The organism is Streptomyces sp. NPDC048270, assembly GCF_040652335.1.
Taxonomy (GTDB): domain Bacteria; phylum Actinomycetota; class Actinomycetes; order Streptomycetales; family Streptomycetaceae; genus Streptomyces.
In genome coordinates this window covers 103889-127759 of sequence record NZ_JBEZLV010000020.1, presented here as the reverse complement: position 1 = coordinate 127759, position 23871 = coordinate 103889, and the positions used below count along the sequence as shown (strand labels likewise).

22 protein-coding genes are annotated in these 23871 nt (G+C 72.0%); 7 read left to right on the top strand and 15 right to left on the bottom strand.

The window, feature by feature from the left end:
- Positions 1-37: 37 nt before the first annotated feature.
- A complete protein-coding gene (locus AB0D66_RS19720; protein WP_362304705.1) occupies positions 38-577 on the bottom strand; it encodes an alkyl hydroperoxide reductase in 540 nt (179 codons plus the stop codon).
- 3 nt (positions 578-580) lie between these two features.
- Complete coding sequence (locus tag AB0D66_RS19715) at positions 581-1135, bottom strand: peroxiredoxin (protein WP_362304702.1); 555 nt, start codon at positions 1133-1135, stop codon at positions 581-583.
- Between the two features lie 136 nt (positions 1136-1271).
- On the opposite strand from AB0D66_RS19715, the gene AB0D66_RS19710 reads away from it, so the two are divergent.
- Positions 1272-2273: a LysR substrate-binding domain-containing protein gene (locus AB0D66_RS19710; RefSeq protein ID WP_362304699.1), complete on the top strand. Its 1002-nt coding sequence runs from the start codon at positions 1272-1274 to the stop codon at positions 2271-2273.
- A 112-nt stretch (positions 2274-2385) separates the two neighbouring features.
- Here the strand turns inward: AB0D66_RS19710 and AB0D66_RS19705 are convergent, their stop codons facing one another.
- The 5 genes from AB0D66_RS19705 to AB0D66_RS19685 all read right to left on the bottom strand — a co-directional run bounded on the left by AB0D66_RS19705 (position 2386) and on the right by AB0D66_RS19685 (position 7193).
- Complete coding sequence (locus AB0D66_RS19705) at positions 2386-4728, bottom strand: FtsX-like permease family protein (protein ID WP_362304696.1); 2343 nt, start codon at positions 4726-4728, stop codon at positions 2386-2388.
- Complete coding sequence (locus AB0D66_RS19700; protein WP_362304693.1) at positions 4725-5411, bottom strand: ABC transporter ATP-binding protein; 687 nt, start codon at positions 5409-5411, stop codon at positions 4725-4727. The genes AB0D66_RS19705 and AB0D66_RS19700 overlap by 4 nt, the downstream gene beginning before the upstream one ends.
- Complete coding sequence (locus AB0D66_RS19695; RefSeq protein ID WP_362304690.1) at positions 5408-5932, bottom strand: PadR family transcriptional regulator; 525 nt, start codon at positions 5930-5932, stop codon at positions 5408-5410. Before AB0D66_RS19695 ends, AB0D66_RS19700 begins: the two co-directional genes overlap by 4 nt.
- A gap of 122 nt (positions 5933-6054) precedes the next feature.
- Positions 6055-6288, bottom strand: a complete 234-nt coding sequence (locus tag AB0D66_RS19690; RefSeq protein WP_361763962.1) for a hypothetical protein — start codon at positions 6286-6288, stop codon at positions 6055-6057.
- A complete protein-coding gene (locus AB0D66_RS19685; protein WP_362304686.1) occupies positions 6285-7193 on the bottom strand; it encodes an SPFH domain-containing protein in 909 nt (302 codons plus the stop codon). The genes AB0D66_RS19690 and AB0D66_RS19685 overlap by 4 nt, the downstream gene beginning before the upstream one ends.
- Before the next feature lie 233 nt (positions 7194-7426).
- Here AB0D66_RS19685 and AB0D66_RS19680 point away from each other — a divergent pair, with 233 nt between their 5' ends.
- A complete protein-coding gene (locus tag AB0D66_RS19680) occupies positions 7427-9700 on the top strand; it encodes a transglycosylase domain-containing protein (protein ID WP_362304684.1) in 2274 nt (757 codons plus the stop codon).
- A gap of 88 nt (positions 9701-9788) precedes the next feature.
- Here the strand turns inward: AB0D66_RS19680 and AB0D66_RS19675 are convergent, their stop codons facing one another.
- From AB0D66_RS19675 to AB0D66_RS19665, 3 genes are all read right to left on the bottom strand, one after another.
- Positions 9789-12026, bottom strand: a complete 2238-nt coding sequence (locus AB0D66_RS19675) for an ATP-binding SpoIIE family protein phosphatase (protein ID WP_362304681.1) — start codon at positions 12024-12026, stop codon at positions 9789-9791.
- Positions 12027-12283: 257 nt separating this feature from the next.
- A complete protein-coding gene (locus AB0D66_RS19670; RefSeq protein WP_362304678.1) occupies positions 12284-12991 on the bottom strand; it encodes a DUF402 domain-containing protein in 708 nt (235 codons plus the stop codon).
- Positions 12992-13093: 102 nt separating this feature from the next.
- Entirely contained in the window at positions 13094-14497 is a 1404-nt protein-coding gene (locus AB0D66_RS19665) for a class II fumarate hydratase (protein WP_362304675.1), read from the bottom strand.
- A 108-nt stretch (positions 14498-14605) separates the two neighbouring features.
- On the opposite strand from AB0D66_RS19665, the gene AB0D66_RS19660 reads away from it, so the two are divergent.
- Positions 14606-16144, top strand: coding sequence for a ricin-type beta-trefoil lectin domain protein (locus tag AB0D66_RS19660; RefSeq protein WP_362304673.1), 1539 nt, complete (start codon positions 14606-14608; stop codon positions 16142-16144).
- Positions 16145-16221: 77 nt separating this feature from the next.
- Here the strand turns inward: AB0D66_RS19660 and AB0D66_RS19655 are convergent, their stop codons facing one another.
- Positions 16222-16989 carry a glycerophosphodiester phosphodiesterase family protein gene (locus AB0D66_RS19655; RefSeq protein ID WP_362304670.1) on the bottom strand — a complete coding sequence of 256 codons (768 nt, stop codon included), beginning with the start codon at positions 16987-16989 and terminating at the stop codon, positions 16222-16224.
- A gap of 52 nt (positions 16990-17041) precedes the next feature.
- On the opposite strand from AB0D66_RS19655, the gene AB0D66_RS19650 reads away from it, so the two are divergent.
- A complete protein-coding gene (locus AB0D66_RS19650) occupies positions 17042-17398 on the top strand; it encodes a hypothetical protein (RefSeq protein WP_362304667.1) in 357 nt (118 codons plus the stop codon).
- Here AB0D66_RS19650 and AB0D66_RS19645 read toward each other — a convergent pair whose 3' ends face one another.
- On the bottom strand, positions 17399-18022 hold the full coding sequence (locus tag AB0D66_RS19645; protein ID WP_362304664.1) for a hypothetical protein: 624 nt from the start codon (positions 18020-18022) through the stop codon (positions 17399-17401). It abuts the gene before it with no gap.
- A 138-nt stretch (positions 18023-18160) separates the two neighbouring features.
- Complete coding sequence (locus tag AB0D66_RS19640; RefSeq protein WP_362304661.1) at positions 18161-19825, bottom strand: fumarate hydratase; 1665 nt, start codon at positions 19823-19825, stop codon at positions 18161-18163.
- 150 nt (positions 19826-19975) lie between these two features.
- Between AB0D66_RS19640 and AB0D66_RS19635 the strand changes: the two genes are divergently transcribed.
- Together AB0D66_RS19635 and AB0D66_RS19630 are read left to right on the top strand one after the other, a co-directional pair.
- A complete protein-coding gene (locus AB0D66_RS19635; RefSeq protein ID WP_362304658.1) occupies positions 19976-20671 on the top strand; it encodes a DUF1707 domain-containing protein in 696 nt (231 codons plus the stop codon).
- Positions 20672-20824: 153 nt separating this feature from the next.
- Complete coding sequence (locus AB0D66_RS19630) at positions 20825-21193, top strand: WhiB family transcriptional regulator (RefSeq protein WP_362304655.1); 369 nt, start codon at positions 20825-20827, stop codon at positions 21191-21193.
- A gap of 106 nt (positions 21194-21299) precedes the next feature.
- Here AB0D66_RS19630 and glpX read toward each other — a convergent pair whose 3' ends face one another.
- Positions 21300-22331 carry a class II fructose-bisphosphatase gene (gene glpX / locus AB0D66_RS19625; protein ID WP_362304652.1) on the bottom strand — a complete coding sequence of 344 codons (1032 nt, stop codon included), beginning with the start codon at positions 22329-22331 and terminating at the stop codon, positions 21300-21302.
- A gap of 258 nt (positions 22332-22589) precedes the next feature.
- On the opposite strand from glpX, the gene AB0D66_RS19620 reads away from it, so the two are divergent.
- Positions 22590-23120 (top strand): DUF4245 domain-containing protein, encoded by a 531-nt coding sequence (locus tag AB0D66_RS19620; RefSeq protein WP_362304742.1) that lies wholly within the window; start codon positions 22590-22592, stop codon positions 23118-23120.
- 144 nt (positions 23121-23264) lie between these two features.
- Here the strand turns inward: AB0D66_RS19620 and AB0D66_RS19615 are convergent, their stop codons facing one another.
- Positions 23265-23855 carry a malonic semialdehyde reductase gene (locus AB0D66_RS19615; RefSeq protein WP_362304649.1) on the bottom strand — a complete coding sequence of 197 codons (591 nt, stop codon included), beginning with the start codon at positions 23853-23855 and terminating at the stop codon, positions 23265-23267.
- Between the last annotated feature and the right edge of the window lie 16 nt (positions 23856-23871).

Here is a 23871-nt window from a genome sequence, read left to right as displayed (position 1 = left end):
GGGAAGGCTGCGGGGGCACGGGACCTCGTACGGGTGACTACTCGGCGGCGAGCGCCGCCTCCGCGTCGAGGGTGACCGCGACGGCCTGGATCACCGAGGCGACCTTGAAGGCCTCCTGGACGGTCTCGCGGTCGACGCCGGCCTTGCGCAGGACCTGCTCGTGCGAGTCCAGGCACTGGCCGCAGCCGTTGATCGCGGAGACCGCGAGCGACCACAGCTCGAAGTCGACCTTCTCCACACCGGGGTTGCCGATGACGTTCATCCGCAGGCCCGCGCGCAGCGTGCCGTACTCCGGGTCGGAGAGCAGGTGCCGGGTGCGGTAGAAGACGTTGTTCATCGCCATGATCGCGGCAGCGGACTTGGCGGCGGCGTACGCCTCCGGCGACAGGTTCGCCTTCGCCTCCGGCTCCAGCTCACGCAGGACGCGCGGGGAGCGGGCGGCGATCGCGCAGGACAGCACGGTGCCCCACAGCTGCTGCTGCGAGAGGGCGTCCTGGTTCCCGATGACCGAACCGAGGTTCAGCTTCAGGTCCTTGGCGAAGTCCGGTATGGCGGACTTGAGGGCGTCGAGGGACATCCGTCACTCACCGGCCAGCAGCGCGCCGGCGTCCAGGGTGCCCTCGCCCTTGGTCCAGTTGCAGGGGCACAGCTCGTCGGTCTGCAGGGCGTCGAGGACCCGCAGGACCTCCTTGGGGTTACGGCCCACGGAACCGGCGGTCACCATGGTGAACTGGATCTCGTTGTTCTGGTCGACGATGAAGACGGCGCGCTGGGCGAAGCCGTCCTCGCCCTGGACGCCGCACGCCTGCATGAGCTCGTGCTTGGAGTCGGCCAGCATCGGGAAGGGCAGGTCACGCAGGTCGGCGTGGTCCTTGCGCCAGGCGTGGTGGACGAACTCGGAGTCGCCGGAGACGCCGAGGATCTGGGCGTCGCGGTCCTGGAACTCCTCGTTCAGCTTGCCGAACGCGGCGATCTCGGTCGGGCAGACGAAGGTGAAGTCCTTCGGCCAGAAGAACACCACGCGCCACTTGCCCTCATAGGTCTTGTGGTCGATCTGCGCGAACTCGCTGCCCGCCTCGAGCGAGACGCAAGCGGTCAGATCGTAGGTGGGGAACTTGTCACCGACAGTGAGCACGTGCTCTCCTTGCGGACGAGGAAAGTGACCTTTTTGGGGGCTTTCCAAGGGGGTTGGACGGATCTCACATGCTGGCACAGCTGCATTGATTACGGAAATAGCTACACTTGAGTCCGGTGATCGGAGGTACCTATCAGTGGCTGCCGGTAATAGGGGAGCGAAGCAACCCACCCTGGCGCAGCTGCGCGCCTTCACGGCCGTGGCCGAGCACCTGCACTTCCGGGATGCCGCCGCCGCCATCGGGATGAGCCAGCCGGCGCTGTCGGGGGCCGTGTCCGCCCTGGAGGAGGCGCTCGGAGTCCAGCTGCTGGAGCGCACCACCCGCAAGGTGCTGCTCTCCCCGGCGGGGGAGCGGATCGCGGCCCGGGCGCGCGTGGTGCTCGAGGCGATGGGCGGACTGCTGGAGGAGGCCGAGGCGGTACGGGCCCCCTTCACCGGCGTGCTGCGGCTCGGGGTGATCCCCACCGTGGCGCCGTACCTGCTGCCGACCGTCCTCGGGCTGTTCCACCGGCGCTATCCCCGGATGGACCTCCAGGTCCACGAGGAGCAGACCGCCTCGCTGCTGGAGGGGCTCTCCGGCGGTCGCCTCGACCTGCTGCTGCTCGCCGTGCCGCTGGGCGTGCCGGGCGTCACCGAACTGCCCGTCTTCGACGAGGACTTCGTGCTGCTGACGCCCCGGGAGCATCCGCTGGCCGGGCGCCGGGACATCCCCCGCGAGGAACTGCGCGGACTGCAGCTGCTGTTGCTCGACGAGGGGCACTGCCTGCGGGACCAGGCCCTGGACATCTGCCGGGAGGCCGGGCGGCCTCCGAGAGGGGCGGGGCGCGGACCCTCCGCGGAGGGGGCCGGCGGGCGGCGGGAGGGCGGCGCGGACGTCACCACGACCGCCGCCGGGCTGTCCACCCTCGTCCAGCTGGTCGCCGGCGGGCTGGGTGTGACCCTGCTGCCGCGCACCGCGCTGCGGCTGGAGACCACCCGCAACGAGTACCTGGCCACCGGGTACTTCGCCGAGCCCGCGCCGTCCCGGCGGATCGCCCTGGCGATGCGGACGGGGACGGCCCGCCAGGAGGAGTTCCGGGCCATCGCGGCCGCCCTGCGCGAAGCCGTACGCCCGCTCCCGGTGTGGCCGACCGACTGAGCCGGCGGGCTTTCCCGGGGCGGGCGTACGCGGCTCCTCGGTGCGCGGGCCGTACGGGGCGGGCGTACGTGGCTCCTCCGTAACGCGGGCCGTACGGGGCGGGCGTGCACGGCTACTCCGTGCGCAGGCCGTCCGGGCGCATCAGGCGCAGCAGCAAGGGCAGGCTCAGCACGGTGACCAGCGCGACCACACCGGCGCCCACGCCGGTCATGCCCGCGACCGACAGCCAGTCGATCCGCACCGGCGCCGCGGCCATCCGCGTCAGCACGGCGCCCAGCCCCACCCCGAACACGGCGGCCAGCCCCAGCCCCAGGCCGATCGGCAGGGCGGTCTGCCACAGCACCGACAGGCTCAGCGTGGAGCGCTTGGTGCCGAACGCGACCAGCGCCGACAGCAGCTTCCTGCGTTCGCGCAGCTGCTCCAGCTGGGAGACCAGCAGGCTCGATCCGATGAGGATCAGCACGGCGGTCGCCCCGAAGAACAGCCCGGTGCGGATCGCCGAGTAGCCGCCGTCCTGCTTCGTGGCCCGCAGCGTCATGGCGGGGGACAGCGGGGACGCCTTGAAGACGGCCGTCCGGGCCCGCTCCAGCCCGTCCGGCACCGACTCGTCGGCCTGTACGTAGATCTGCGTCGACCCGAACTCGCCGGTGTCCCCCGGCGCGGCCGACGGGGTCACCAGCAGGCCGGAGCGCAGCTGTCCGGTCGGGTCCGGGCGGCTTGCGACCGGGCGGGCGGTGGCGGGCACGGTCCACTCCACGGGCTCGGCCGTGTCCGAGTAGCCCCTCACGTCGCCCACGAACAGCTTGTCGCCGGGGGCCGTGGTGCCGCCGTACGGGCCGCGTTCGCCGGTGGGTTCGCCGGTGGCCAGGAAGGCGTCGCCGTCCTTGCAGGAGCCCAGCACGGCGACCTCGCGCAGCGCCTCGCAGCTCCCGATCGTGACGTCGATCAGCCCGGCCTGCGACGGAACCTCGTGCGCGGCGCCGACGGAGCGCAGCGGCACCGTCTTGACGATGCCCTCCGAGCGGGCGACCTGCTCCGCCAGCCGGTCCACCTCGGTCCCGGACCCGCGGTCGACGAGGATCGCGACGGCGGCCCGCGAGGGGTCCTGCCCGGTCTTCTCGGTGTAGTCGCCCTCGGCGGCCGCGAAGAGCATCTGCAGGGCGATCGCGCCCGCGACCGCCACGGCTATCCCGTTGACGAGGCGGGCGGCGCCGCCGCTGTCGATCTGGAGCCGGCGCACGGCCAGTTGCCAGGAGACGGGGCCGCCGGACATCCGGCCGACGCACCGTTCCAGCACCCAGGGCAGCAGTACGGTGATGGCGACGAGGAGCAGCACCACACCGGCGCTGACCTGCCACTGATTGAAGTTCCCGCCGTCGTTGCCGCGGCCCGTCATGGGGGCGAGCAGGCCCAGTCCGGCCAGGGGCAGCAGCAGCCGCCACCAGATGCGGCGCCGCCTCGGCCGGGCCGTCCGTACGACGCCCAGCGGCTCGATCACCACGCCGCGCAGGGCGAACAGGGTGACGGCGACGGCCGCGGCCGGCACCGCGAGGGCGACGAGTACGGCCAGCCAGGGGGCCGGGTCGAGGTCGGCGGGGAAGAGGCTGCGCTGCTGGAGGTGGAAGCCGCCGACGAGCCGGCGGCCCATCAGGAAGAAGCCGGTGCCCAGCACGAGCCCGGCCAGCGATCCGGCCAGGGCCTCGCCCGCCGCGATCCGGCGGACCATGCGGCCGTCGGCGCCGACCAGGCGCAGCGCCGCGAGCCGGCGGTCGCGGCGCTCGCCGCCGAAGCGGACGGCCGCGGCGATGAACACGGCGACCGGCAGCAGCAGGGCGACGAAGGTGAGGACGACCAGGAGCAGCAGGACCGGGCTGAGCGGGTCGGTCGGCCGGTCGTGGCCGAACGCGGTGATCCGCTGGACGCGGTGCGAGGTCTCGGCGGCCGCGAGCAGCCGGTCGCTGCCCGCGTAGAAGACCAGGTCGTGGGGGCCCGTCAGCCCGGCGTCGGCGATGACCTCGGTGATCCGCCCGTCGAGGCGCTCGCGCAGCAGCGCGCCGTCGGGGGAGTCCAGCAGCTCCTTCAGGGCGGGGGAGACGGCCATCTCGCCGGGGCCGGGGACCTGCTTCAGCCCCGGGGGCACCGGTGCCTGCGGGCCCTCGGCCTGCAGCAGGCTGCCCTCGATGTCCTGCCGGTGGTAGGTCTGGTTCGCCGGTGCGGTGAGCAGGGTGTCCGGCCCGGGGTGCTCGGCGGTGGCGGTCATCGTGCTGCGGGCGTCGCCGCGCTCGGCGCGGGCGGCGAAGGCTCCGGGGACCGCCGTGCTGATGAGCAGCAGCGCGACGCCGAGGCCGACGCCCACGCCGGTGAGCAGGGTGCGGGTCCAGCCCTCGCGGCCGCCGGCGAAGGCGAACCGGGCGCCCATGGCGAGGTCGCGGGACCACGTGCGGAGCGTGCTCATACGAGGCGCTCCATGTCGCGGGACCTGCCGTCGCGTACGACGATCTCGCGGTCGGAGTAGGCGGCCACGCGGGTCTCGTGCGTCACGAGGACGACGGCGGCGTTGGCGGACCGGGCGGCCTCGGTGAGCAGCTGCATCACCAGTTCGCCGTTGAGGGAGTCGAGGGCGCCGGTGGGCTCGTCGGCGAAGACCACCCGGGGCCGGGTGACGAGGGCGCGGGCGACGGCCACGCGCTGGCCCTGGCCGCCCGAGACCTCCCCGGGCCGCTTGCGGGTCAGGTCGTCCACCTGGAGCCGCTCCATCCACTGCAGGGCCGTCCGCTCGGCCTCCTTGCGCTTGACGCCGGCCAGGCGCAGCGGGAGGGCGACGTTCTCGACGCAGGTCAACTCCGGCACGAGCTGGCCGAACTGGAAGACGAAGCCGAACTCGCCGCGGCGCAGGGCGCTGCGCTCGGCGTCGTTCATGGCGGACAGCTCGCGGCCGTCGTAGGTGATGGTGCCGGAGTCGGGCGGGACGATGCCGGCGAGGCAGTGCAGCAGCGTGGACTTGCCGGAGCCGGAGGGTCCCATGACGGCGACGACCTCGCCGGGGTGGATGGAGAACTCGGCGCCGTCGAGGGCGCGGGTGGATCCGTACTCCTTGCGCAGGCCGGTGGCGGCGAGCAGGGAACCTGCCGGGGTCATCGGCGTACCTCCTGGGCGAGCTGTTCGAGCCGGGCGGCGGTGAGCTCCAGCCACCGCAGGTCCGCCTCGAGGTGGAACAGGGCGTGGTCGCAGACGAGTTGGTCGGCGAGGTCGCCCTTGCGCTTGCGCTGGGTCAGGATGCGCATGAGGCGCAGGTGCTCGGCGCGCTGGGTGTCCAGGAGCTCGGCCGCGCCGCGGCCGGTGAGCAGGGCGAGGACGACCTTGGTGTACAGGGTCGAGTGGAGGTAGGGCTCGGGTTTCTCGGGTTGGGAGAGCCAGGTCTCGACGTCGGTGATCCCGGCGTCGGTGATGGCGTACCGCTTGCGGTCGGGACCGCCGCCGCTCTCTATCCCCTCGACCTCGACGAGGCCGTTCTTCAGGAGGCGGGACATGGTCGAGTAGACCTGCCCGTAGGCGAGGGGGCGGTCGTGGCCGAACTTCTCGTCGAAGGCGCGCTTGAGGTCGTAGCCGTGGCGCGGGCCGGCCTCGAGGAGGCCGAGGAGGGTGTGACCGATGGACATGCGCAGGACTCTACACCGTGTGTATACCTACGATGTATACCTGCTGTGTATAGCCCGGCCGAGGGACGCCCCGGCCCCGCCGGTGAGTGAGCGGCGGGGCCGGAGCGGAGCCCTGGTAGGGGTCAGTCCGGGGACTTCGGGGGGCGGCCTCGGCGGGGGATGGGGCCCGGGCCGGAGGGGAGGCGGCCGGACTCCGCGAGGGCGCGGCGCAGCAGGAACTCGATCTGGGCGTTCGCGCTGCGCAGTTCCTCCCCCGCCCAGCGGGCCAGCGCGTCGTACACCAGCGGGTCGAGCCGCAGCAGCACCTGCTTGCGCGGCTGCCGGCCCGCCCGGCCGCCCTCCTCGGGCGGGGTCACTGGTAGAGGGTGCCCGCGTTGACCACGGGCTGCGCCGCGCGGTCCCCGCACAGGACCACCATCAGGTTCGACACCATGGCGGCCTTGCGCTCCGGGTCCAGGTCCACGATCTCCTCCTCGGCCAGGCGGTTCAGGGCCAGTTCGACCATGCCCACCGCGCCCTCCACGATCTGCTTGCGGGCCGCCACGACCGCGCCCGCCTGCTGGCGCTGGAGCATCGCGGAGGCGATCTCCGGAGCGTACGCGAGGTGCGTGAAGCGGGACTCGATGATGGCCACCCCGGCCGCGTCCACCCGGGCGTGCAGCTCGACGGCCAGCTTCTCGGTGATCTCCTCGGCGTTCCCGCGGAGCGAGAGGCCGCCCTCCTCGTGCGCGTCGTACGGGTACTCGATGGCGATGTGCCGCACGGCCGCCTCGGTCTGGGTCTCGACGAACTCCGTGAAGTCCTCGACCTCGAAGGTGGCCCGCGCCGTGTCCTCGACGCGCCACACCACGACCGCGGCCAGCTCGATGGGGTTGCCGTAGGCGTCGTTGACCTTCAGCACGGCCGTCTCGTGGTTGCGTACGCGGGTGGAGATCCTCTCCCGGGAGGTCAGCGGGTTGACCCAGCGCAGGCCGTCCGTGCGGATCGTCCCCCGGTAGCGGCCGAACAGCTGGACCACCCGCGCCTCGCCCGGCGCGATGGTGTTGAGTCCGCTCATCGCGATGACCGAGGCGAGGACCACCAGGACGCCGGCCGCGATCAGCGAGACCTTGGCGCCGACGGCCGCCAGGACCGAGCCGACGACGATCAGGCCCGCCCCGGCCACGACACCGGCCAGCCCGAGCAGCAGCGCCAGGCCGCCGCCCACGCTCCGCGCGGTGAATTCCCGTACGTCCTGAGGAGTGGAGACGTCATTCGTCATCGTTTGCCCCGTTTCTCGTGGTCGCAGCTGATCGAGCCGCTTAGCAAAGTGATATCACTTTTTTCTCCCACGGCAACCCTTCGGGCATTGTGTGCGTCGGTTCCTGTGGTGTGGGTGCTGATTCTCACGTCCGAATTGACCGGTATTGGCCATGGTTGGTCAACCTTTGTCACAGCCTGCGGTGTTAGCTTTCTGAGCTGACGTCGGGGGGTATATCGAGCGGAGCGGGAGCGATGGGCCGAGCAGAAGCGCGTAAGGCGCAGCAGCAGCGCGGTGCGCGGCGGGCGCCGAGCGGACGTGCCAAGGGCGCCAAGGGGAAGGGCGGCGCCGGCAAACGCAGTGGCATACGTCGCTTCTTCACCTGGAGGAAGATCCTCGGGACGTTCCTCGGGCTGATCCTGCTCATGATGGCCGGCGCGATCATCCTCTACTTCTCGGTCGACGAACCCACCGACCCGAACGAGTCGGCGACGCTCCAGAGCAACACCTACCGGTACTCCGACGGCTCGGTCATGGCCCGCACCGGCGAGATGAACCGCGAGATCGTCCCCCTCGACAAGATCCCCGAGGACGTCCGCACCGCGTTCATCGCCATCGAGAACAAGTCCTTCTACGAGGACCGCGGCATCGACGTCATGGGCGTGGCCCGCGGCCTGTTCAACACGGTCACCGGCAAGGGCAAGGCCGGCGGGTCGACGATCACTCAGCAGTACGTCAAGAACTATTACCTGACGCAGGACCAGTCGCCGACGCGCAAGCTCCGCGAACTCGTCATCTCCCTCAAGGTCGACCAGCGCCTGGAGAAGCACGAGATCCTCGCCGGCTACCTGAACACCAACTTCTACGGCCGCAACGCGTACGGGATCCAGGCCGCGGCCCAGGCCTTCTACGGGGTCGACGCCGACAAGCTCACCCTGGAGCAGGGCGCCTACCTCGCCGCCGTCATCCAGGCACCCAGCCAGTACGACCTGGCGACGGCCGGCCCCAACGGCAAGCGGCTGGTCAACATCCGCTTCAACGCCGTCCTCGACAACATGGTCGAGATGGGCAAGCTGGACCCGGCCAAGCGCAAGGCCATGACCCTCCCGGAGCCGATCAAGCCCAAGCCCCGCCCGGGCATGGACGGCCAGAAGGGCTACCTGATCCAGGCCGCCAACGACGAGATGAACGAGCAGAAGATCACCGACGCCCAGATCGCGGCCGGCGGCTGGAACATCGTGCTCAACATCGACCCGAAGAAGCAGGCGGCGCTGGAGACCGCGGTCCAGGACGAGCTGGAGTCCAAGCTCGACCGCAAGGACACCAAGAACCGGCCCCAGGACCAGAGCGTCCAGGCCGGCGCCACCTCCGTGGACCCGAAGACCGGTGCGATCGTCGCCATGTACGGCGGTCAGGGCCTGGCCGAGAAGGCCGCGAGCAACGCCCTGCGCAACGACTACCAGCCCGGCTCGACCTTCAAGCCGATCGTGCTCGCCTCCGCCCTGGAGAACAACGCCACCACCCAGGACGGCAAGCCGATCACCCCGAACGCGCTCTACGACGGCACCAGCAAGCGCCAGGTCGTCGGCAGCAAGATCCCGTTCAACCCGCAGAACCAGGACGACAAGGACTTCGGCAAGGAGATCACCGTCCAGGACGCGACCAACTTCTCGGTCAACTCCGTCTACGCGCAGATGATCGTGGACGTCGGCCCGCCGGCCGTGAAGAAGACGGCCCTGGCGCTCGGCATGAAGGACCGCGAGGGCTGGCCCGAGGACAAGCCGGCCATGTCGCTCGGCACCATGAGCGCCAACACCCTGGAGATGGCGGGCGTCTACGCGACCCTCGACAACCACGGCAAGAAGGTCACGCCGACCATCATCAAGAGCGCCGAGCACTCCGACGGCGAGTTCACCCCCCGTCAGGCCGTCGGAGCGCAGGCCATCAGCCGCCAGACCGCCGACACCGTCACCAAGGTGCTCACCGGCGTGGTCAACGACGGCTCCGGCAGCAAGGTCAAGAGCAGCGCCTACGAGGCCGCCGGCAAGACCGGTACCACCGAGTCCAACGTGGCCGGCTGGTTCACCGGCTACACCCCGGAACTGGTCACCGTCGTCGCGATGTTCGGCGAGGAGCCCGGCACCCACAAGCAGGTCACCCTCACCGGTACCGCCGGCGGTGGCCGCGCGGGTGGTTCCAGCTTCCCCGCCGAGATCTGGAAGGCGTACACGCTGGCCGTCCTCAAGGGCGTGAACACGAGCAAGTTCGACGTGTCCGAGGCGGAGATGGGTGCCTCGCAGGCGCCCTCGCGCAGCCCCTCGCCGACGCCCTCGCAGAGCGCCTCCAGCCAGCCGCCGGCCAGCAGCTCCCCGCCGGCGAACTCGCCGAGCCCGACGCCGACCCCGACGCCGACCAACACCCCGACCAAGTCGCCGACCCCGACGAAGTCGCCGACTCCCACGGCGACCAACACCGGCGGCCCGAAGCCGCCGGACCCGCCGCTGTTCCCGCAGACGGACCGGCGCTGACACCGGACACCGGAACCCGCGAACGCCACCGCCCCGCAGCCCGAAGGCTGCGGGGCGGTGGCGTTCCAAGCGGGCGGGGAGCCCCGGCTCAGCGCCGTTCCTGAGCCGCCGGCAACGGCAGCTCGAACCAGACCACCTTGCCGCTGCTCAGCCGGGTGGCCCCCCAGCGGCGGGCCATCCGGTTCACCAGGAACAGGCCGCGGCCGCCCTCGTCGGTGTCCCGCGCCCGGCGCTGGCGCGGCAGCTGCGGGGAGTCGTCGCCGACCTCGCAGCGCAGTACGTCCGTACGCAGCAGGCGCAGCGTGACGGGCCGTTCGGCGTACCGGACGGCATTGGTGACCACCTCGCTGACCAGCAGCTCCAGGGAGTCCTGGAGCTCCTCCAGGCCCCACCGGGTCAGGGCGCGCCGGGCGAACCGGCGGGCCCGGCCGGGAGCGGTCTCCTCCGGGTCCAGGAACCAGTACGCCACGTCACTGGGCGCGATCCCGTCGAACCGGGCCGCGAGGAGCGCGATGTCGTCGTCCCGGTCGCCCGGGCCGAGCATGTCCAGCACGTCGTCGCACAGGGCCTCCAGCGGCGGCGGGTGGTCCAGGCCGGTCAGCTGCGCGGTGGTCGCCAGGCGCTCGCGCAGCTGCTCGATGCCCGTCCACACGTCCCGCAGCCGGGACTCCACCAGCCCGTCCGTGTACAGCAGCAGGGTGGCCCCGGCGGGCGCGTCCAGCTCCACGGCCTCGAAGTCCACGCCGCCGACGCCGATGGGGGCGCCCGGGGGCACGCGCAGCACCTCGGCGCGGCCGCCCAGGTGCAGCAGCACCGGCGGCGGGTGACCGGCGTTGGCGATGGTGATCCGGTGCGAGACGGGGTCGTACACGGCGTACAGGCAGGTGGCCATGCGGTCGGAGCCCAGGCGCTGGGCCTGCTCGTCCAGGTGGTGCAGCACCTCGGCGGGCGGCAGGTCCAGCTGCGCGAGCGTCTGCGCGGTGGTGCGCAGCTGGCCCATGATCGCCGCGGAGGTCATGGAGTGCCCCATGACGTCGCCGACGACCAGGGCGACCCGGCTGCCGGGCAGCGGTATGGCGTCGTACCAGTCGCCGCCGACCCGGGCGGTCTCGGCGGCGGGCAGGTAGCGCGAGGCGAGCCGCACCCCGGTGGGCTGGGGCAGGCTGTCGGGCAGCATGGTGCGCTGGAGCTCGTCGGCGATGTACGCCTCGCGGCCGTACAGCACCGCCTTGTCGATGCCGAGCGCGGTGTGGGTGGCCAGCTGGGCGGCGACCAGGAGGTCGTTCTGCTCGAAGGCGGGCCGCTCGGGGCTGCGCAGGAACACGGCCGCGCCGATCACCCGGCGGCGGCCCCGCAGCGGCGCGAGGACGGCCCGGTTGCCGCGCGGCAGCGGGTGGTCCAGGCCCAGCAGCTCGGGCAGGGCGGCCTTCGCGGCGGCGGAGGAGCCGAACACGGGCCGTACGCCGCGCAGCACCTCGGCGAGCGCGCCGCCGGAGCGGATCTCGCACAGCTCGGCCGCGGGCAGGTCGCCCTGCGGGCCCACCAGCGGCAGCTGGCTGAAGTCGAGCTCGCCGGTGGCCCCCGCGGCCCCGGCGAGGTCCAGGCCCGCGCCGATGGTGCCGCCCGAGGCGGCATCGGTGAGGTCGTCGATCGGCCGGAGCCGGTCGGTGCGGCGCAGCCTTAAAACGACCGGGCCGACGGGGCGTTCGTCCCCGACCGGCAGCGGGTCGCGCAGGTAGACGAGGATGGCGTCCGAGAACGTCGGCACGGTGGCCCGGCACAGGCCGAGCACGATCTCGTCGAGGTCGATGCCGCGGGCGATCCGCCGGGTGGCGGCGCCGACGAAGCGCAGCCGGTCCCCTTCGCGGCGCGCGGCGGTGTCCCCGGCGCCGCCGCCGGCCGGTATGCCGGTCCCGCCGCCGTGCCCGCCGCCATGCCCGTCGCCCCCGGCGGGGCGGGGGGAGCGGGGGCCGGGCGCGTCGGGAGCGCCGGCCGCGCCCTCGGCCGCGTCCCGGGCGGGGAGCCCCTGTGCGCCGTCGGCCGCCGCGTTGCGCGCGGCGCCGGTGTCCCTGGCCCGGGTACCGCCGTCCCGGGACATGGCCAGGCCCCGGGCGGGGTCGGCGCCGGCCGGGAGGTCCGCCGGTGCGGCACCGCGGGGCCGGGGGAGCCCGGCGGGCCCGCCGCCCGGCTCCGCGCCCGGGCCCTGCGCATGCGTGCGTACGGCCTCGGCGGCGGCGATGGGCGCCTTGCCGTGGCCGGCCTCGTCCGTACCTCCGCCGGAGGCGACGGGCTGCGGGCCCTCCTGAGAGGTGGGGTACTCCGTCACGCGTGGAATTCCGTCCGTTTGCGCTCGATGTGCGCTGCACTCAACTCGGTCAGTCGCGGTATACCCGCTCAGCGGCCGGGGCACCATCACCCCGCGATACCGCGTCTCCCCCGTTACCTCTCGCCCTGCGTCGACCTCCGGTCAAATCCCGCCTACGGCACGACACTTGCGCACACAGGGTCTCATCGCGCCGTCCTCCGCGCGCGACCTTGCGGAGGACGATCCTACGTTTGCACCCCAGGGGCGCATCAAGGGTCTCATGAGGTCATATGCGCCGGGGTGCGGTCCCAGTCCTCCGGCAGCTCCGGGACCGTCCAGGCCGGATCCGGCCGCCAGTCCTCCCAGCCGTCGGCGAACGGGGCGCCCCACTGCCGGATGGCCTCGAGCGCCGCCCGGCCGGCGTCCCGCACCCGGTCCGCCTCCTGCGGGCCCATCAGCCCGGAGCGCTGCGCCTGGGCGAACTCGTCCTCGTCCCGCCACTTCCAGCTGCGGTCCGGGTAGACGGAGATGTCGAGGAAGTGGTCCACCGAGTCGACCCCGCCGGACCAGCGCGAGCGGGGCTCCTCGAGGTTCACGTACCAGCTCTTGAACCGCCAGCCGTGCTCCCAGAACAGCCACACCGACCACGGCTCCCCGGGCCGGGCCAGCTTCAGCACGCCCGCGCCGAACCAGCGCGACCGCACGGTGGTCCGCGGGGCGGTGTAGCGGGTGGCGAGCGGCTCCTCGTGGACGGGGGTGCCGTCGGCGAGGACCGGTTTGACGCACTCGGTGCCGGGCGCCATCCAGACGGCGAGCAGTTCCCCGGTGTCCTGCACCACCGTCACGGGACGGCAGATGTGCACCTGGCCCTTCAGCCCGGGGGCGTGGTCGCGGTAGCGCCAGAGGATCTGTTCCCCGGGCGCCCAGTGCGTGCCCTGCGCACGCGTGCGCGCGGAGCTGCCCGCAGGCCTGAAGGTACCTGTCATGCGCAGATCTTAGGGCGGCCGCCCCCGCGGATGCTGCGGTGCAGGTCACCGTGGGGGCGGGTGGCGGGAAACGACCGGATTCGGACCCTGCCGCGAGGCCGCTCAGGGGTGGGTCATGCGCAGGACGTCCAGTGCCTCGTCGAGCTGCTCGAGGGTGAGCGCGCCGCGGTCGACGTAGCCCGACTCCAGGACGACCTCCCTGATCGTCTTCCGCTCGGCGAGGGACTTCTTGGCGACCTTGGCCGCCTCCTCGTAGCCGATGTACCGGTTCAGCGGGGTCACCACGGAGGGCGAGGACTCGGCGTACTCCCTGGCCCGCTCGGCGTTGGCGGTGATCCCGTCCACCGTGCGGTCGGCCAGCAGGCGGCTCGCGTTGGCGAGCAGCCGGATCGATTCGAGGAGGTTGCGGGCCATCACCGGGAGCATCACGTTGAGCTCGAAATTGCCGGCGGCGCCCGCCACCGCGACGGTGGCGTCGTTCCCCATCACCTGTGCAGCGACCATCAGGACGGCTTCCGGGACGACCGGATTGACCTTCCCGGGCATGATCGAGGATCCCGGCTGGAGATCCGGGAGATTGATTTCGGCCAATCCGGTGCGCGGTCCGGAGGCCATCCAGCGCAGATCGTTGCAGACCTTGGTGAGCGAGACGGCGATGGTACGGAGCATCCCCGAGGTCTCCACCAGCGCGTCTCGCGCGCCCTGGGCCTCGAAGTGGTCGCGGGCCTCGGTGAGCGGCAGCCCGGTGTCGGCGGCCACCTCCGCGATCACGGCTGCGGCGAACCCGGGCGGCGTGTTGATCCCGGTGCCCACCGCGGTGCCGCCCAGCGGCAGCTCGGCCAGCCGCGGCAGGGCCGCGCGCAGTCGCTCGACGCCGTAGCGGACCTGGGCGGCGTACCCGCCGAACTCCTGGCCCAGGGTGACCGGCGTGGCGTCCATCAGGTGCGTCCGCCCGGCCTTGACGACCTGCGCGAACTCGGTGGCCTTGCGCTCCAGCGCGGCGGCGAGGTGCTCCAGGGCCGGGATCAGGTCGCGGGTGACGGCGGCGGTGGCGGCGATGTGGATGGACGAGGGGAAGACGTCGTTGGAGCTCTGCGAGGCGTTGACGTGGTCATTGGGGTGGACCTCGCGGCCCAGCCGCTCGGTGGCCAGGGTGGCGATCACCTCGTTGGCGTTCATGTTGGACGAGGTGCCGGAGCCGGTCTGGAAGACGTCGATGGGGAAGTGGTCGTCCCAGCGGCCCTCGACCACCTCGGCGGCGGCGGACCGGATGGCCTCGGCGACGTCCTCGTCCACCACGCCGAGTCGCGCGTTGACGGCGGCGGCCGCGGCCTTGACGCGGGCGAGCGCCTCGATGTGGGCGGACTCGAGCGGCTGTCCGGACAGGGGGAAGTTCTCCACCGCGCGCTGGGTCTGAGCACGCCATTTGGCGTGGGCGGGCACCCGTACGTCGCCCATGGAGTCGTGCTCGATCCGGAACGCTTCGGCCTGCTGCTGATCGGTCATTCTCGTGGCCTCCTCAAAAAGTTGAGCAATTGTCTTGTTCGAAGTGTTCCCAACTCCCCTACTGACCAGTAAATACCGGGGGTAACACCGGCACTCGGGGAGGCGTTCATGACACGTGCACACAGGAAACCCAGGCTCAGATGTACCTTCGCCGCCATCGCGGCGGCCGCGGCCGCCCTCGGGGGCGTCAGCGCCGTCACTCCCACGGCCCAGGCGGCGGTGCCCGCGGCGGCCTCGGCCGCGGCCGTGACCCCCCTTCCGCCCGAGCTGGAGGCGATCCGCGCGGCCGAGGCCGTCAGGATCTACGGGGACTCCGCCATCCGCCCGCTCGGCGAGCGCAGGACCGGGCTGATCTCGCTGGGCGACAGCGAGATCTCGGGCGAGGGCGTCGGCAACTACGACCCCGCGACCAACACGCCGAACAACCAGTGCCACCGCTCGCCCGACGCGGCGATCCACCGCACCGGCATCCCGGCCGACCTCACCTTCAACGTGGCCTGCTCCGGCGGGTACACCGGCAACATCAGGATCGGCGGCAGCAAGCAGTACGCCGACGAGCTGGTGCAGAGCGACAGCCTGGCGATCAAGGCCCGCAACACGAAGATCAAGATGGTGCTGCTGGTCGCCGGGGCCAACGACGACCTGCAGTTCGGCCCGGTCATGACCGACTGCGTCACCCGCTGGGTGCTCAGCCAGGGCACCTGCGAGCCCAAGTACGCCCCCGGCTGGCAGGCACGCGTCGACGGCCTGAAGCCGAAGGTCGAGGCCACGGTCGCCGACCTCAAGACGGTCATGCGCGAGGCCGGTTACGCCGACTCCGACTACAAGCTCGTCGTCATGGGTTACCCCAGCCCCATCGGCCCCGACTTCCACGACAACCCGAACTTCCCCGGCAAGCTGCCCGGCGGCTGCGCGGGCTACGACTCCGACGCCACCTGGGGCCGCAACTACGCGGTACCCGTCTTCGAGAAGGGCATGCGCGCCGCGGCCGCCGCCTCCGGCGCCGTCTACCTGGACAACTCGCGGCTCTTCCACGGGCACGAGGTGTGCATGGAGGACACCTGGGCCCGCGGGCTCTACCTGGACCTCGGGGACCACTTCCCGTGGGACGAGAACACCGCCCGCCAGTCCTTCCACCCCAACTACCGCGGCCACGGCGCCTTCGCGTCCTGCCTGACCCAGCTCTACAACTCCGGCCTGCGCGAGGCCTCCTGTGCCGACCCGGCGAGCACCGGCACCCCCGCCTTGCAGGCCGGGGCCTGGGACGACAAGTTCAAGCCCCTGAAGAACGAGGCGACCGCCACCTGCCTCGACTCCCACGGCGGCTCCAGCGCCAACGGGACGGCGGTCCTGGGCTGGGACTGCCACGGCGGCCGCAACCAGGGCTGGTGGTACGACACCGCCCGCAAGTCCGTCCACGTCGAACTGACCCAGGACCGCTGCCTCGACGCCCCCGGCGCCGACTACCGGCCCGGCGCCGGCCTGATCCTCTGGAACTGCCACGGCGCCGCCAACCAGCAGTTCGTCCGAGACGGCGCCACCCTGCGCCCCGCGGCCTCCCCGGGCATGTGCCTGACGGTGGGCGCCGCCCGTGAGCCGCTGCGCCTGCAGACCTGCAACGGCTCGGCGAACCAGCGCTTCGCGTAGTCCCGAGGCCCTGACCCCCGTATCCCCCTTACCCCCCTCATCCCCCCACACCCGGCCGGCGCACCCCGGCCGGGTGCTCACATGTCCAGCAGCAGCTTGCGCACGTCCCGCGGCCGGTTGGTGATGATCGTGTCCACGCCGAGGCGCACGCACAGCTCCACGTCCTCCGCCTCGTCCACGGTCCACACCCGGACGGCCAGCCCCTTGGCCTTGAGCCGGGCCACCAGCCCGGGATCCCGCCGGACGAGGTCGATGCCCGGGCCCGCGTGGGTCGCGTACGGGGGCCGCACCGGGCGGACCGTGCGCTCGATCAGGAACACGGTGGGCAGGCCGGGCGCGAGCCGGTGCACGCGGGTCAGCGCGGTGCGCGAGAAGCTCATCACCGCGACGCGGCCGGCGGCCCCGTCGGCCAGCCCGTACTCCCGCAGCATCCGCACCAGCTCGGCCTCCAGCCGGCCGCCCGCGCGGGACGGGTGCTTGGTCTCGACCGCGAGCCCGACCGGCCGCGGCGCGGCCAGCGCCTCCTTGAGCAGGTCCTCGAAGAGCAGCACCCGGGCTCCGGCGTGCTCGGCCCCCTTCCACGCCCCGAAGTCGAGCGCGCGCAGCTCCTCGTAGGTCATCTCGGAGACGACCCCCCGCCCGTCGGAGGTCCGCTCGACCCGCCGGTCGTGCACACAGACCAGCTTCCGGTCGGCGGTGAGCCGCACATCGCACTCGAGCGCGTCGGCCCCGTCCTCGACGGCCTGCCGGTAGGCGGCCATGGTGTGCTCGGGGTGCTCGTGGGAGGCCCCCCGATGGGCGACGACCCGGACGGCGCGGGCGCGGGGGAGTGGCATCTGCGTCATGTGCCGACGTTAACCGCATGCGGGGGACGGGCCGGTACCGCATGCTGCCCGGATGGCGGAACGGGAGATGTACGCGACCTTGCACTGCGAGCCGTGTGAGGAGTGCGTCGAGGAGGACTGGCAGCTCATCCGGGACGGCGAGCTGCACTGGGAGGGGACCATGCACTGCCCGCGCTACGAGGTCTACGCCTGCGACCGCGGCCGCGGTGTGCCGCCGCCCTGGGTCCGGGACCGCATCGTGGCCCGTGAGGGCACGGTCCTCCTGCCGGTCGGCGGACCCGACGGCGTACCGGTCGCGCTGCTGCGCCGGGTGTACCGGCTGACCGTCGCCGAGGTGGTGGCCGCGCGGGAGGCGGGGTACCGGGCCACCCCCGTTGAGGCCCGGTACCTGCTGTCCACGACGTCGTGACTACGGCTTCGGTTGCGGTGCCAGCGGGGCGGGGGTGACCTTGTATCCGCCCTTGGTGACCTCCGTGAAGGGAGCCGGGGCCATGCAGGTGCCCACCGTCCCGGCGGCGACCGTGCCGTCCGGCTTCACGTCGACGTTGGCGACGGCCCAGGAGAACCCGACGCGGTCCGGCTCGCCGCCCCGGCCGTCCTGGACGCTGATGCCGATCCGCTTGCCGTCCCAGCCGACGTTCGAGGACGTGACCACGGCGGTGAGGGTGGCGGTGTGGCCGCCCGTGACCAGGCAGTCCACCTCCGCCTCGCCCGTGGCGGTGAAGCCGGACTCCGCGAAGTGGTGGGAGATGGTCACCCGGCCCCGCGCGTCCGTCGGCAGGCCCTTCTCCCCTCCCGGGGCCGGGAACGGCCTGGTCCACGGCGTCGACTCGGCGTCGACCGTGAAGCGGATGTCGTCCTTGGCGGAGTAGGGGAAGGAGATCGTGCCGCCCCCGTGCACGGAGGCGAGCTTCGGCGCGGCCTGCGCAGCTGGGGCGGCGGGGGCGGCGGGGGCGGGGGGCGCCGCGACCAGGGTGGCCACGAGGGCGGCGGCGGTCCCGGCGAGGACAAGGGTGCGCTTGCGGTTCTTCATGGCGAACTCCCGTGTTCCAAAGGCTGTTTGGCTACGGCAAAAGCCTCGCCGGGATCCCGCGGCCCTGCCATCTGCCGATGGGCGGACATGGACGAGGGCCCCTCCCCCGAACGGGGGAGGGGCCCTCGGTACGCGTGCCTACAGACCCGGACCGCGCACCGGGATGTGGGTGAACGTCGGCTCCGGGGCCGGGTTCTGGAAGAAGTCGTTGCCCTTGTCGTCGACCACGATGAAGGCCGGGAAGTCCTCGACCTCGATCTTCCAGACCGCCTCCATGCCGAGCTCCTCGTACTCCAGGACCTCGACCTTCTTGATGCAGTCCTGGGCGAGGCGCGCCGCCGGGCCGCCGATCGAGCCCAGGTAGAAGCCGCCGTGCGAGCCGCAGGCGTCCGTCACCTGCTGGGAGCGGTTGCCCTTGGCCAGCATGACCTTGGAGCCGCCCGCCGCCTGGAACTGCTCGACGTAGGAGTCCATCCGGCCGGCCGTGGTCGGGCCGAAGGAGCCCGAGGCGTAGCCCTCGGGGGTCTTCGCCGGGCCGGCGTAGTAGACCGGGTGGTCCTTCAGGTACTGCGGCATCTCCGCGCCCGAGTCCAGCAGTTCCTTGATCTTGGCGTGCGCGATGTCGCGCGCCACGACCAGCGGGCCGGTCAGCGACAGGCGGGTCTTCACCGGGTGCTTGGTCAGCGTCGCCAGGATGTCGTCCATCGGCTGGTTGAGGTCGATGGAGACGACGTCCGAGGACTCGGACAGGTGCTCGTCCGTGGTGTCCGGCAGGAAGCGGGCCGGGTCCGTCTCCAGCTGCTCCAGGAAGACGCCCTCGGCGGTGATCTTCGCGGTGGCCTGGCGGTCCGCCGAGCAGGACACGGCGATCGCGACGGGCAGGGAGGCGCCGTGGCGCGGCAGGCGCACGACGCGGACGTCGTGGCAGAAGTACTTGCCGCCGAACTGCGCGCCGATGCCGATCTTCTGCGTCAGCTCGAAGACCTGCTGCTCCAGGGCCTCGTCGCGGAAGCCGTGGCCCAGCGGCGAGCCCTCGCGCGGCAGCTCGTCCAGGTAGTGGGCGGAGGCGTACTTGGCGGTCTTCAACGCGTGCTCGGCGGAGGTGCCGCCGACCACGATCGCCAGGTGGTAGGGCGGGCAGGCCGCCGTACCGAGGGAGCGGATCTTCTCCTCCAGGAACTTCATCATGGAGGCCTCGTTCAGGACCGCCTTGGTCTCCTGGTAGAGGAAGGACTTGTTGGCCGAGCCGCCGCCCTTGGCCATGAAGAGGAACTTGTACGCGCCGCCGTCGGTCGCGTACAGCTCGATCTGCGCGGGCAGGTTCGAGCCGGTGTTCTTCTCCTCCCACATGGTGATCGGGGCCATCTGCGAATAGCGCAGGTTGAGGCGGGTGTAGGCGTCGTAGATGCCGCGCGAGAGCGCCGCCTCGTCGCCGCCCTCGGTGAGCACGTTCTGGCCGCGCTTGCCCATGACGATCGCCGTGCCCGTGTCCTGGCACATCGGCAGGACCCCGGCGGCCGCGATGTTCGCGTTCTTGAGGAGGTCGAGCGCGACGAACTTGTCGTTCGAGGAGGCCTCGGGGTCGTCGATGATGCGGCGCAGCTGCGCGAGGTGCGCCGGGCGCAGGAAGTGCTGGATGTCGTGGATGGCCTCTTCGGCGAGCTTGCGCAGCGCCTCGGGCTCGACCTTGAGGAACGTACGGCCATCCGCCTCGAAGGTGGACACGCCCTCGGCGGTCACCAGCCGGTAGGGGGTGGAGTCCTCGCCCAGGGGCAGCAGGTCGGTGTACGCAAACTCTGGCATGACGGCAGTCATTCCTCACTCGGCAGACAGCGCTGGCGACCAATTGGCAGCGCAGTCCACCAGCGTAGAACCTCCCGCCCTGCCCGTGTCTGTGAGGTAAGGCTCACTCGGCAGTATCGCGATCTATCGTGTCTCGCTATGCTGGGTCGCGTGGACTTGGAAAAGCACCCCGCCGCCCCTGCACCCGCGCCGGCTCCTGCCCCCGCGGCGTCCGAACTGCGCGCCTCCGAACTGCGCGCCTCCGACGCCGACCGGGACCGGATCGCGCAGATCCTCGCCGACGCCCTCGCCGAAGGCCGGCTGACCGCCGAGGAGCACTCCGAGCGCCTCGACTCGCTGTACGCCCTCAAGACGGTGGGCGAGCTGGACGTGCTCGTACGGGACCTCCCCGCGCCCGGCACCGGCCACACCTCCGCCGCGCCGGCGTACGCGGCCCGGGGCGCCGCGGCCGCCTACACCGAGACGGTCGTCGCGGTGTGCAGCAGCTCCGCCCGCAAGGGCCGCTGGCGGCCCGGCGCCCTCACCCGAGCGGTCTCGGTCATGGGCGACATCTCCATCGACCTCACCGAAGCGGTCTTCGAGCAGCAGGTCACCGAGATCAACGTGACCTGCGTCCTCGGGAACGTCGAGATCGTGGTCCCGGAGAACGTCACCCTGCGCGGCTACGGCAGCGGGGTCCTCGGCAACTTCGAGGTGCGCGGCCAGGGCCGGGGCGCCACGGACCCGCAGGCCCCGGTCGTGATCGTCCGCGGCTTCTCCCTGCTGGGCAACATCGAGGCGCGGCCCCGGCTCGGCGCCCGGCTGGTGGATCTGGCGGAGCGGATGCGCAAGCGGCTGGGCGGCTGAGGAGGCTGAGGCGGCCTGGGAACGGTCCGTCGCGGGGGGTCGCGTTTCGGACGACCCCGGGCGCCCCTTGGCACCCAGTGCATAGGGGCGCGCACAGCGGGTAGGGACAGGTGCATCGTCTCTCGCTCGCGTATCCGTCGTCAGGAGTAGACCGTGCCGCATCCGCCGCATCAGTCCCTGAAGGTTGCCGTCGTGCCGAAGCCGCGGGTGCCGGTGAGGGCTGAGGACGGTCCATGGCATGCGGAGGCGGTGTGCCGCCGCGACGAGGCGGGCCTGTTCTTCGCCCCCTCCAAGGAGCCCACCGCGGCCCGGCTCTCCCGCGAGGAGGCCGCCAAGCGCGTCTGCGCCCGCTGCCCGGTCATGGTCGCCTGCCGGGAGCACGCCCTGCTCCAGCCGGAGCCGTACGGCGTCTGGGGCGGCCTCACCGCCGCCGAGCGCCGCGTCGTCCTGGCGCGGATGCGACGCCGGTCGGCCGAGCTGCGCCAGGCCCCGGGATCCGGGCCGATCGCGGCCGCGGGCTGAGCCGACCGCCTGCCGCGGCACGCGGAGAGGCGTCGTACACGGACATGCGAGAGGGGCGGTCACCGCCGCACACGGTGACCGCCCCTCTCGTGCTGCCCGGCGCGGGCTACTGGGCGCGGTCGAAGTCGATCGCGCTGTACGCGCGGAGCTTCGACAGGCGGTGCGTCGAGTCGATCTGCCGGATCGTGCCCGACTTCGACCGCATCACCAGCGAGGACGTGGTCGCGGTCTCCGAGCGGTAGTGGACGCCGCGCAGCAGCTCGCCGTCCGTGATGCCGGTGGCGACGAAGAAGACGTTGTCGCCGGACACCAGGTCGTTCGTGAACAGGACGCGGTCCAGGTCGTGGCCGGCGTCCAGCGCGCGCTGGCGCTCGGCGTCGTCCTTCGGCCACAGCTTGCCCTGGATCGTGCCGCCGAGGCACTTTATGGCGCAGGCCGAGATGATGCCCTCGGGGGTGCCGCCGATGCCGAGGAGCAGGTCCACGCCGGTGCCCTCGCGCACCGCCATGACCGAGCCCGCGACGTCGCCGTCCGAGATGAACTTGATCCGGGCGCCCGTCTCGCGGATCTCCTTGACGATGCCCTCGTGGCGGGGGCGGTCCAGGATGACGACGGTGACGTCCTCGACGGCCATGTTCTTGGCCTTGGCGACACGGCGGATGTTGACCGAGACCGGGGCGTTGATGTCGACGAAGTCGGCGGCCTCGGGACCGGTGACCAGCTTCTCCATGTAGAAGACCGCGGACGGGTCGAACATGGTGCCGCGGTCGGCGGCGGCCAGGACGGCGATGGCGTTGGGCATGCCCTTGGCGTTCAGGGTGGTGCCGTCGATCGGGTCCACGGCGATGTCGACCTCGGCGCCGGTGCCGTCGCCGACCCGCTCGCCGTTGAACAGCATGGGGGCTTCGTCCTTCTCCCCCTCGCCGATGACAACGACGCCGTTCATCGAAACGGTGGAGATCAGGGTGCGCATGGCGTTGACCGCGGCGCCGTCCGCGCCGATCTTGTCCCCGCGCCCGACCCACCGGCCGGCGGCCATGGCGGCGGCCTCGGTGACCCGTACGAGTTCCAGGGCGAGGTTGCGGTCGGGGGCCTCCGGAGAGACTTCGAGCTGGGGCGGCAGGTTGTGCTCGGTCATCGGAGCGCACCTTTCTGTACGGCGACGGCCGGGAAGTGAGGGTGCTGGAACTCTATCGGTACGTCGACATATTGAGCAGAGCGGGTCACGTATGAGCGGGATATCGGTCAGCCGATTGGCCTGAGCGGACGTCTTGCCGACCGCCCGACACCCGCTCGCCACCCGTTTGTCACCGGCGCGGGCCTGCCGCACGGCAGTGCGGGGCCACCCCGGCGGTGATCGCTGCCGCGCATGCGGGACGATGGTGCCGTGGCAGGTATGAAAGGCAAGCAGACGGTCTGGGACATGGTCCGGTCGCTGGCGGTGATCGGTGTCGTGGTCGCGGGGATCTACATCTTCGTCCCGCACGACGAGGACGCCGATCCGACGCGCACGGTCGACTACCGGGTGGAGACGCTCACGGCCCGGCGCGCCGCCCCCTACCCCGTGGCCGCCCCGGTGGGGCTGCCGGCGGAGTGGCGGGCGACCTCGGTGACGTTCCAGCGCAAGGACTCCCATGCCTGGCACCTGGGCTTCCAGGACCCGGAGCGGCAGTACGTGTCGGTGGAGCAGTCCACGGACACCTCCGCCAAGTACATCGGCGCCGTCACCCAGAAGGCGAAGCCCACCGGGCAGACCCAGCAGGTGGGCGAGGCGGTGTGGGAGCGCTGGGACGGCGAGAAGTACGACGCCCTCGTGAAGCAGGAGCAGGGCTACGTCACGGTGGTCACCGGGACGGCCTCCTTCGAGCAGCTCGGCGCGATGGCCGCCGCGCTGGAGTTCAAGCAGGGCGGGCAGCAGGGCGCGTAGCCCGCGCCGCGGCGGCGGACGGGCCCGCATACGGCGAAACGGCCGCGCCCCCCGGGATCCGGGGGGCGCGGCCGTCGGCGTACGGCGCCGCTGTCGTACGGGCCGCCGTACGGGGTGTCGTCGCGGCTGCCGCGGGCAGGCGGCTCAGACGGTGGTGACGACCTCGTCGAACGCCAGGCGCGGGGAGCGCGGGAACCAGGCGTCCTCGCCCGGCTTGCCGATGTTCACGATCATCAGCGGGGTGTGGTCGCCGTCCAGGAACTCCTTCTGGATGCCGGCGAGGTCGGCGCCGGTCATCGGACCCGCGGCCAGGCCGGCGGCGCGGACGCCGACGATGAAGTAGGCGGCCTGCAGCGCGGCGTTGAGCAGGGCGGACTGCTCGCGGGCCGGGCGCTCGGCGAAGAACATGTCCTTGGCCTGCGGGAAGTGCGGCAGCAGCGCCGGCAGCTCCTCGTGGAACTCGTTGTCCGCGGAGAGGATCGCGACCAGCGGCGCGGCGGCGGTCTTGGCCTGGTTGCCCTCGGCCAGGTGCTTCACGAGGCGCTCGCGAGCCTCGGGGGAGCGGACCAGGGTGATGCGCAGCGGGGTCTGGTTGAAGGCGGTGGGGCCGAACTTCACCAGGTCGTAGATCGCCTGCACCTGCTCCTCGGTGACCGGCTCGTCGGTGAACGAGTTGGCCGTGCGGGCCTCGCGGAACAGCAGGTCCTGCGCGGCGGAGTCAAGAACGAGAGACATCGGAAAGCCTTCTTCC

Excerpts from the sequence above, each read along its gene's own strand:
- AB0D66_RS19720 (WP_362304705.1), bottom strand. The coding sequence starts at position 577 with ATGTCCCTCGACGCCCTCAAGTCCGCCATACCGGACTTCGCCAAGGAC.
- AB0D66_RS19705 (WP_362304696.1), bottom strand. The coding sequence starts at position 4,728 with ATGAGCACGCTCCGCACGTGGTCCCGCGACCTCGCCATGGGCGCCCGG.
- AB0D66_RS19700 (WP_362304693.1), bottom strand. The coding sequence starts at position 5,411 with ATGACCCCGGCAGGTTCCCTGCTCGCCGCCACCGGCCTGCGCAAGGAG.
- AB0D66_RS19695 (WP_362304690.1), bottom strand. The coding sequence starts at position 5,932 with ATGTCCATCGGTCACACCCTCCTCGGCCTCCTCGAGGCCGGCCCGCGC.
- AB0D66_RS19685 (WP_362304686.1), bottom strand. The coding sequence starts at position 7,193 with ATGACGAATGACGTCTCCACTCCTCAGGACGTACGGGAATTCACCGCG.
- AB0D66_RS19680 (WP_362304684.1), top strand. The coding sequence starts at position 7,427 with ATGGGCCGAGCAGAAGCGCGTAAGGCGCAGCAGCAGCGCGGTGCGCGG.
- AB0D66_RS19670 (WP_362304678.1), bottom strand. The coding sequence starts at position 12,991 with ATGACAGGTACCTTCAGGCCTGCGGGCAGCTCCGCGCGCACGCGTGCG.
- AB0D66_RS19665 (WP_362304675.1), bottom strand. The coding sequence starts at position 14,497 with ATGACCGATCAGCAGCAGGCCGAAGCGTTCCGGATCGAGCACGACTCC.
- AB0D66_RS19660 (WP_362304673.1), top strand. The coding sequence starts at position 14,606 with ATGACACGTGCACACAGGAAACCCAGGCTCAGATGTACCTTCGCCGCC.
- AB0D66_RS19655 (WP_362304670.1), bottom strand. The coding sequence starts at position 16,989 with ATGACGCAGATGCCACTCCCCCGCGCCCGCGCCGTCCGGGTCGTCGCC.
- AB0D66_RS19650 (WP_362304667.1), top strand. The coding sequence starts at position 17,042 with ATGGCGGAACGGGAGATGTACGCGACCTTGCACTGCGAGCCGTGTGAG.
- AB0D66_RS19645 (WP_362304664.1), bottom strand. The coding sequence starts at position 18,022 with ATGAAGAACCGCAAGCGCACCCTTGTCCTCGCCGGGACCGCCGCCGCC.
- AB0D66_RS19640 (WP_362304661.1), bottom strand. The coding sequence starts at position 19,825 with ATGCCAGAGTTTGCGTACACCGACCTGCTGCCCCTGGGCGAGGACTCC.
- glpX (WP_362304652.1), bottom strand. The coding sequence starts at position 22,331 with ATGACCGAGCACAACCTGCCGCCCCAGCTCGAAGTCTCTCCGGAGGCC.
- AB0D66_RS19620 (WP_362304742.1), top strand. The coding sequence starts at position 22,590 with ATGAAAGGCAAGCAGACGGTCTGGGACATGGTCCGGTCGCTGGCGGTG.
- AB0D66_RS19615 (WP_362304649.1), bottom strand. The coding sequence starts at position 23,855 with ATGTCTCTCGTTCTTGACTCCGCCGCGCAGGACCTGCTGTTCCGCGAG.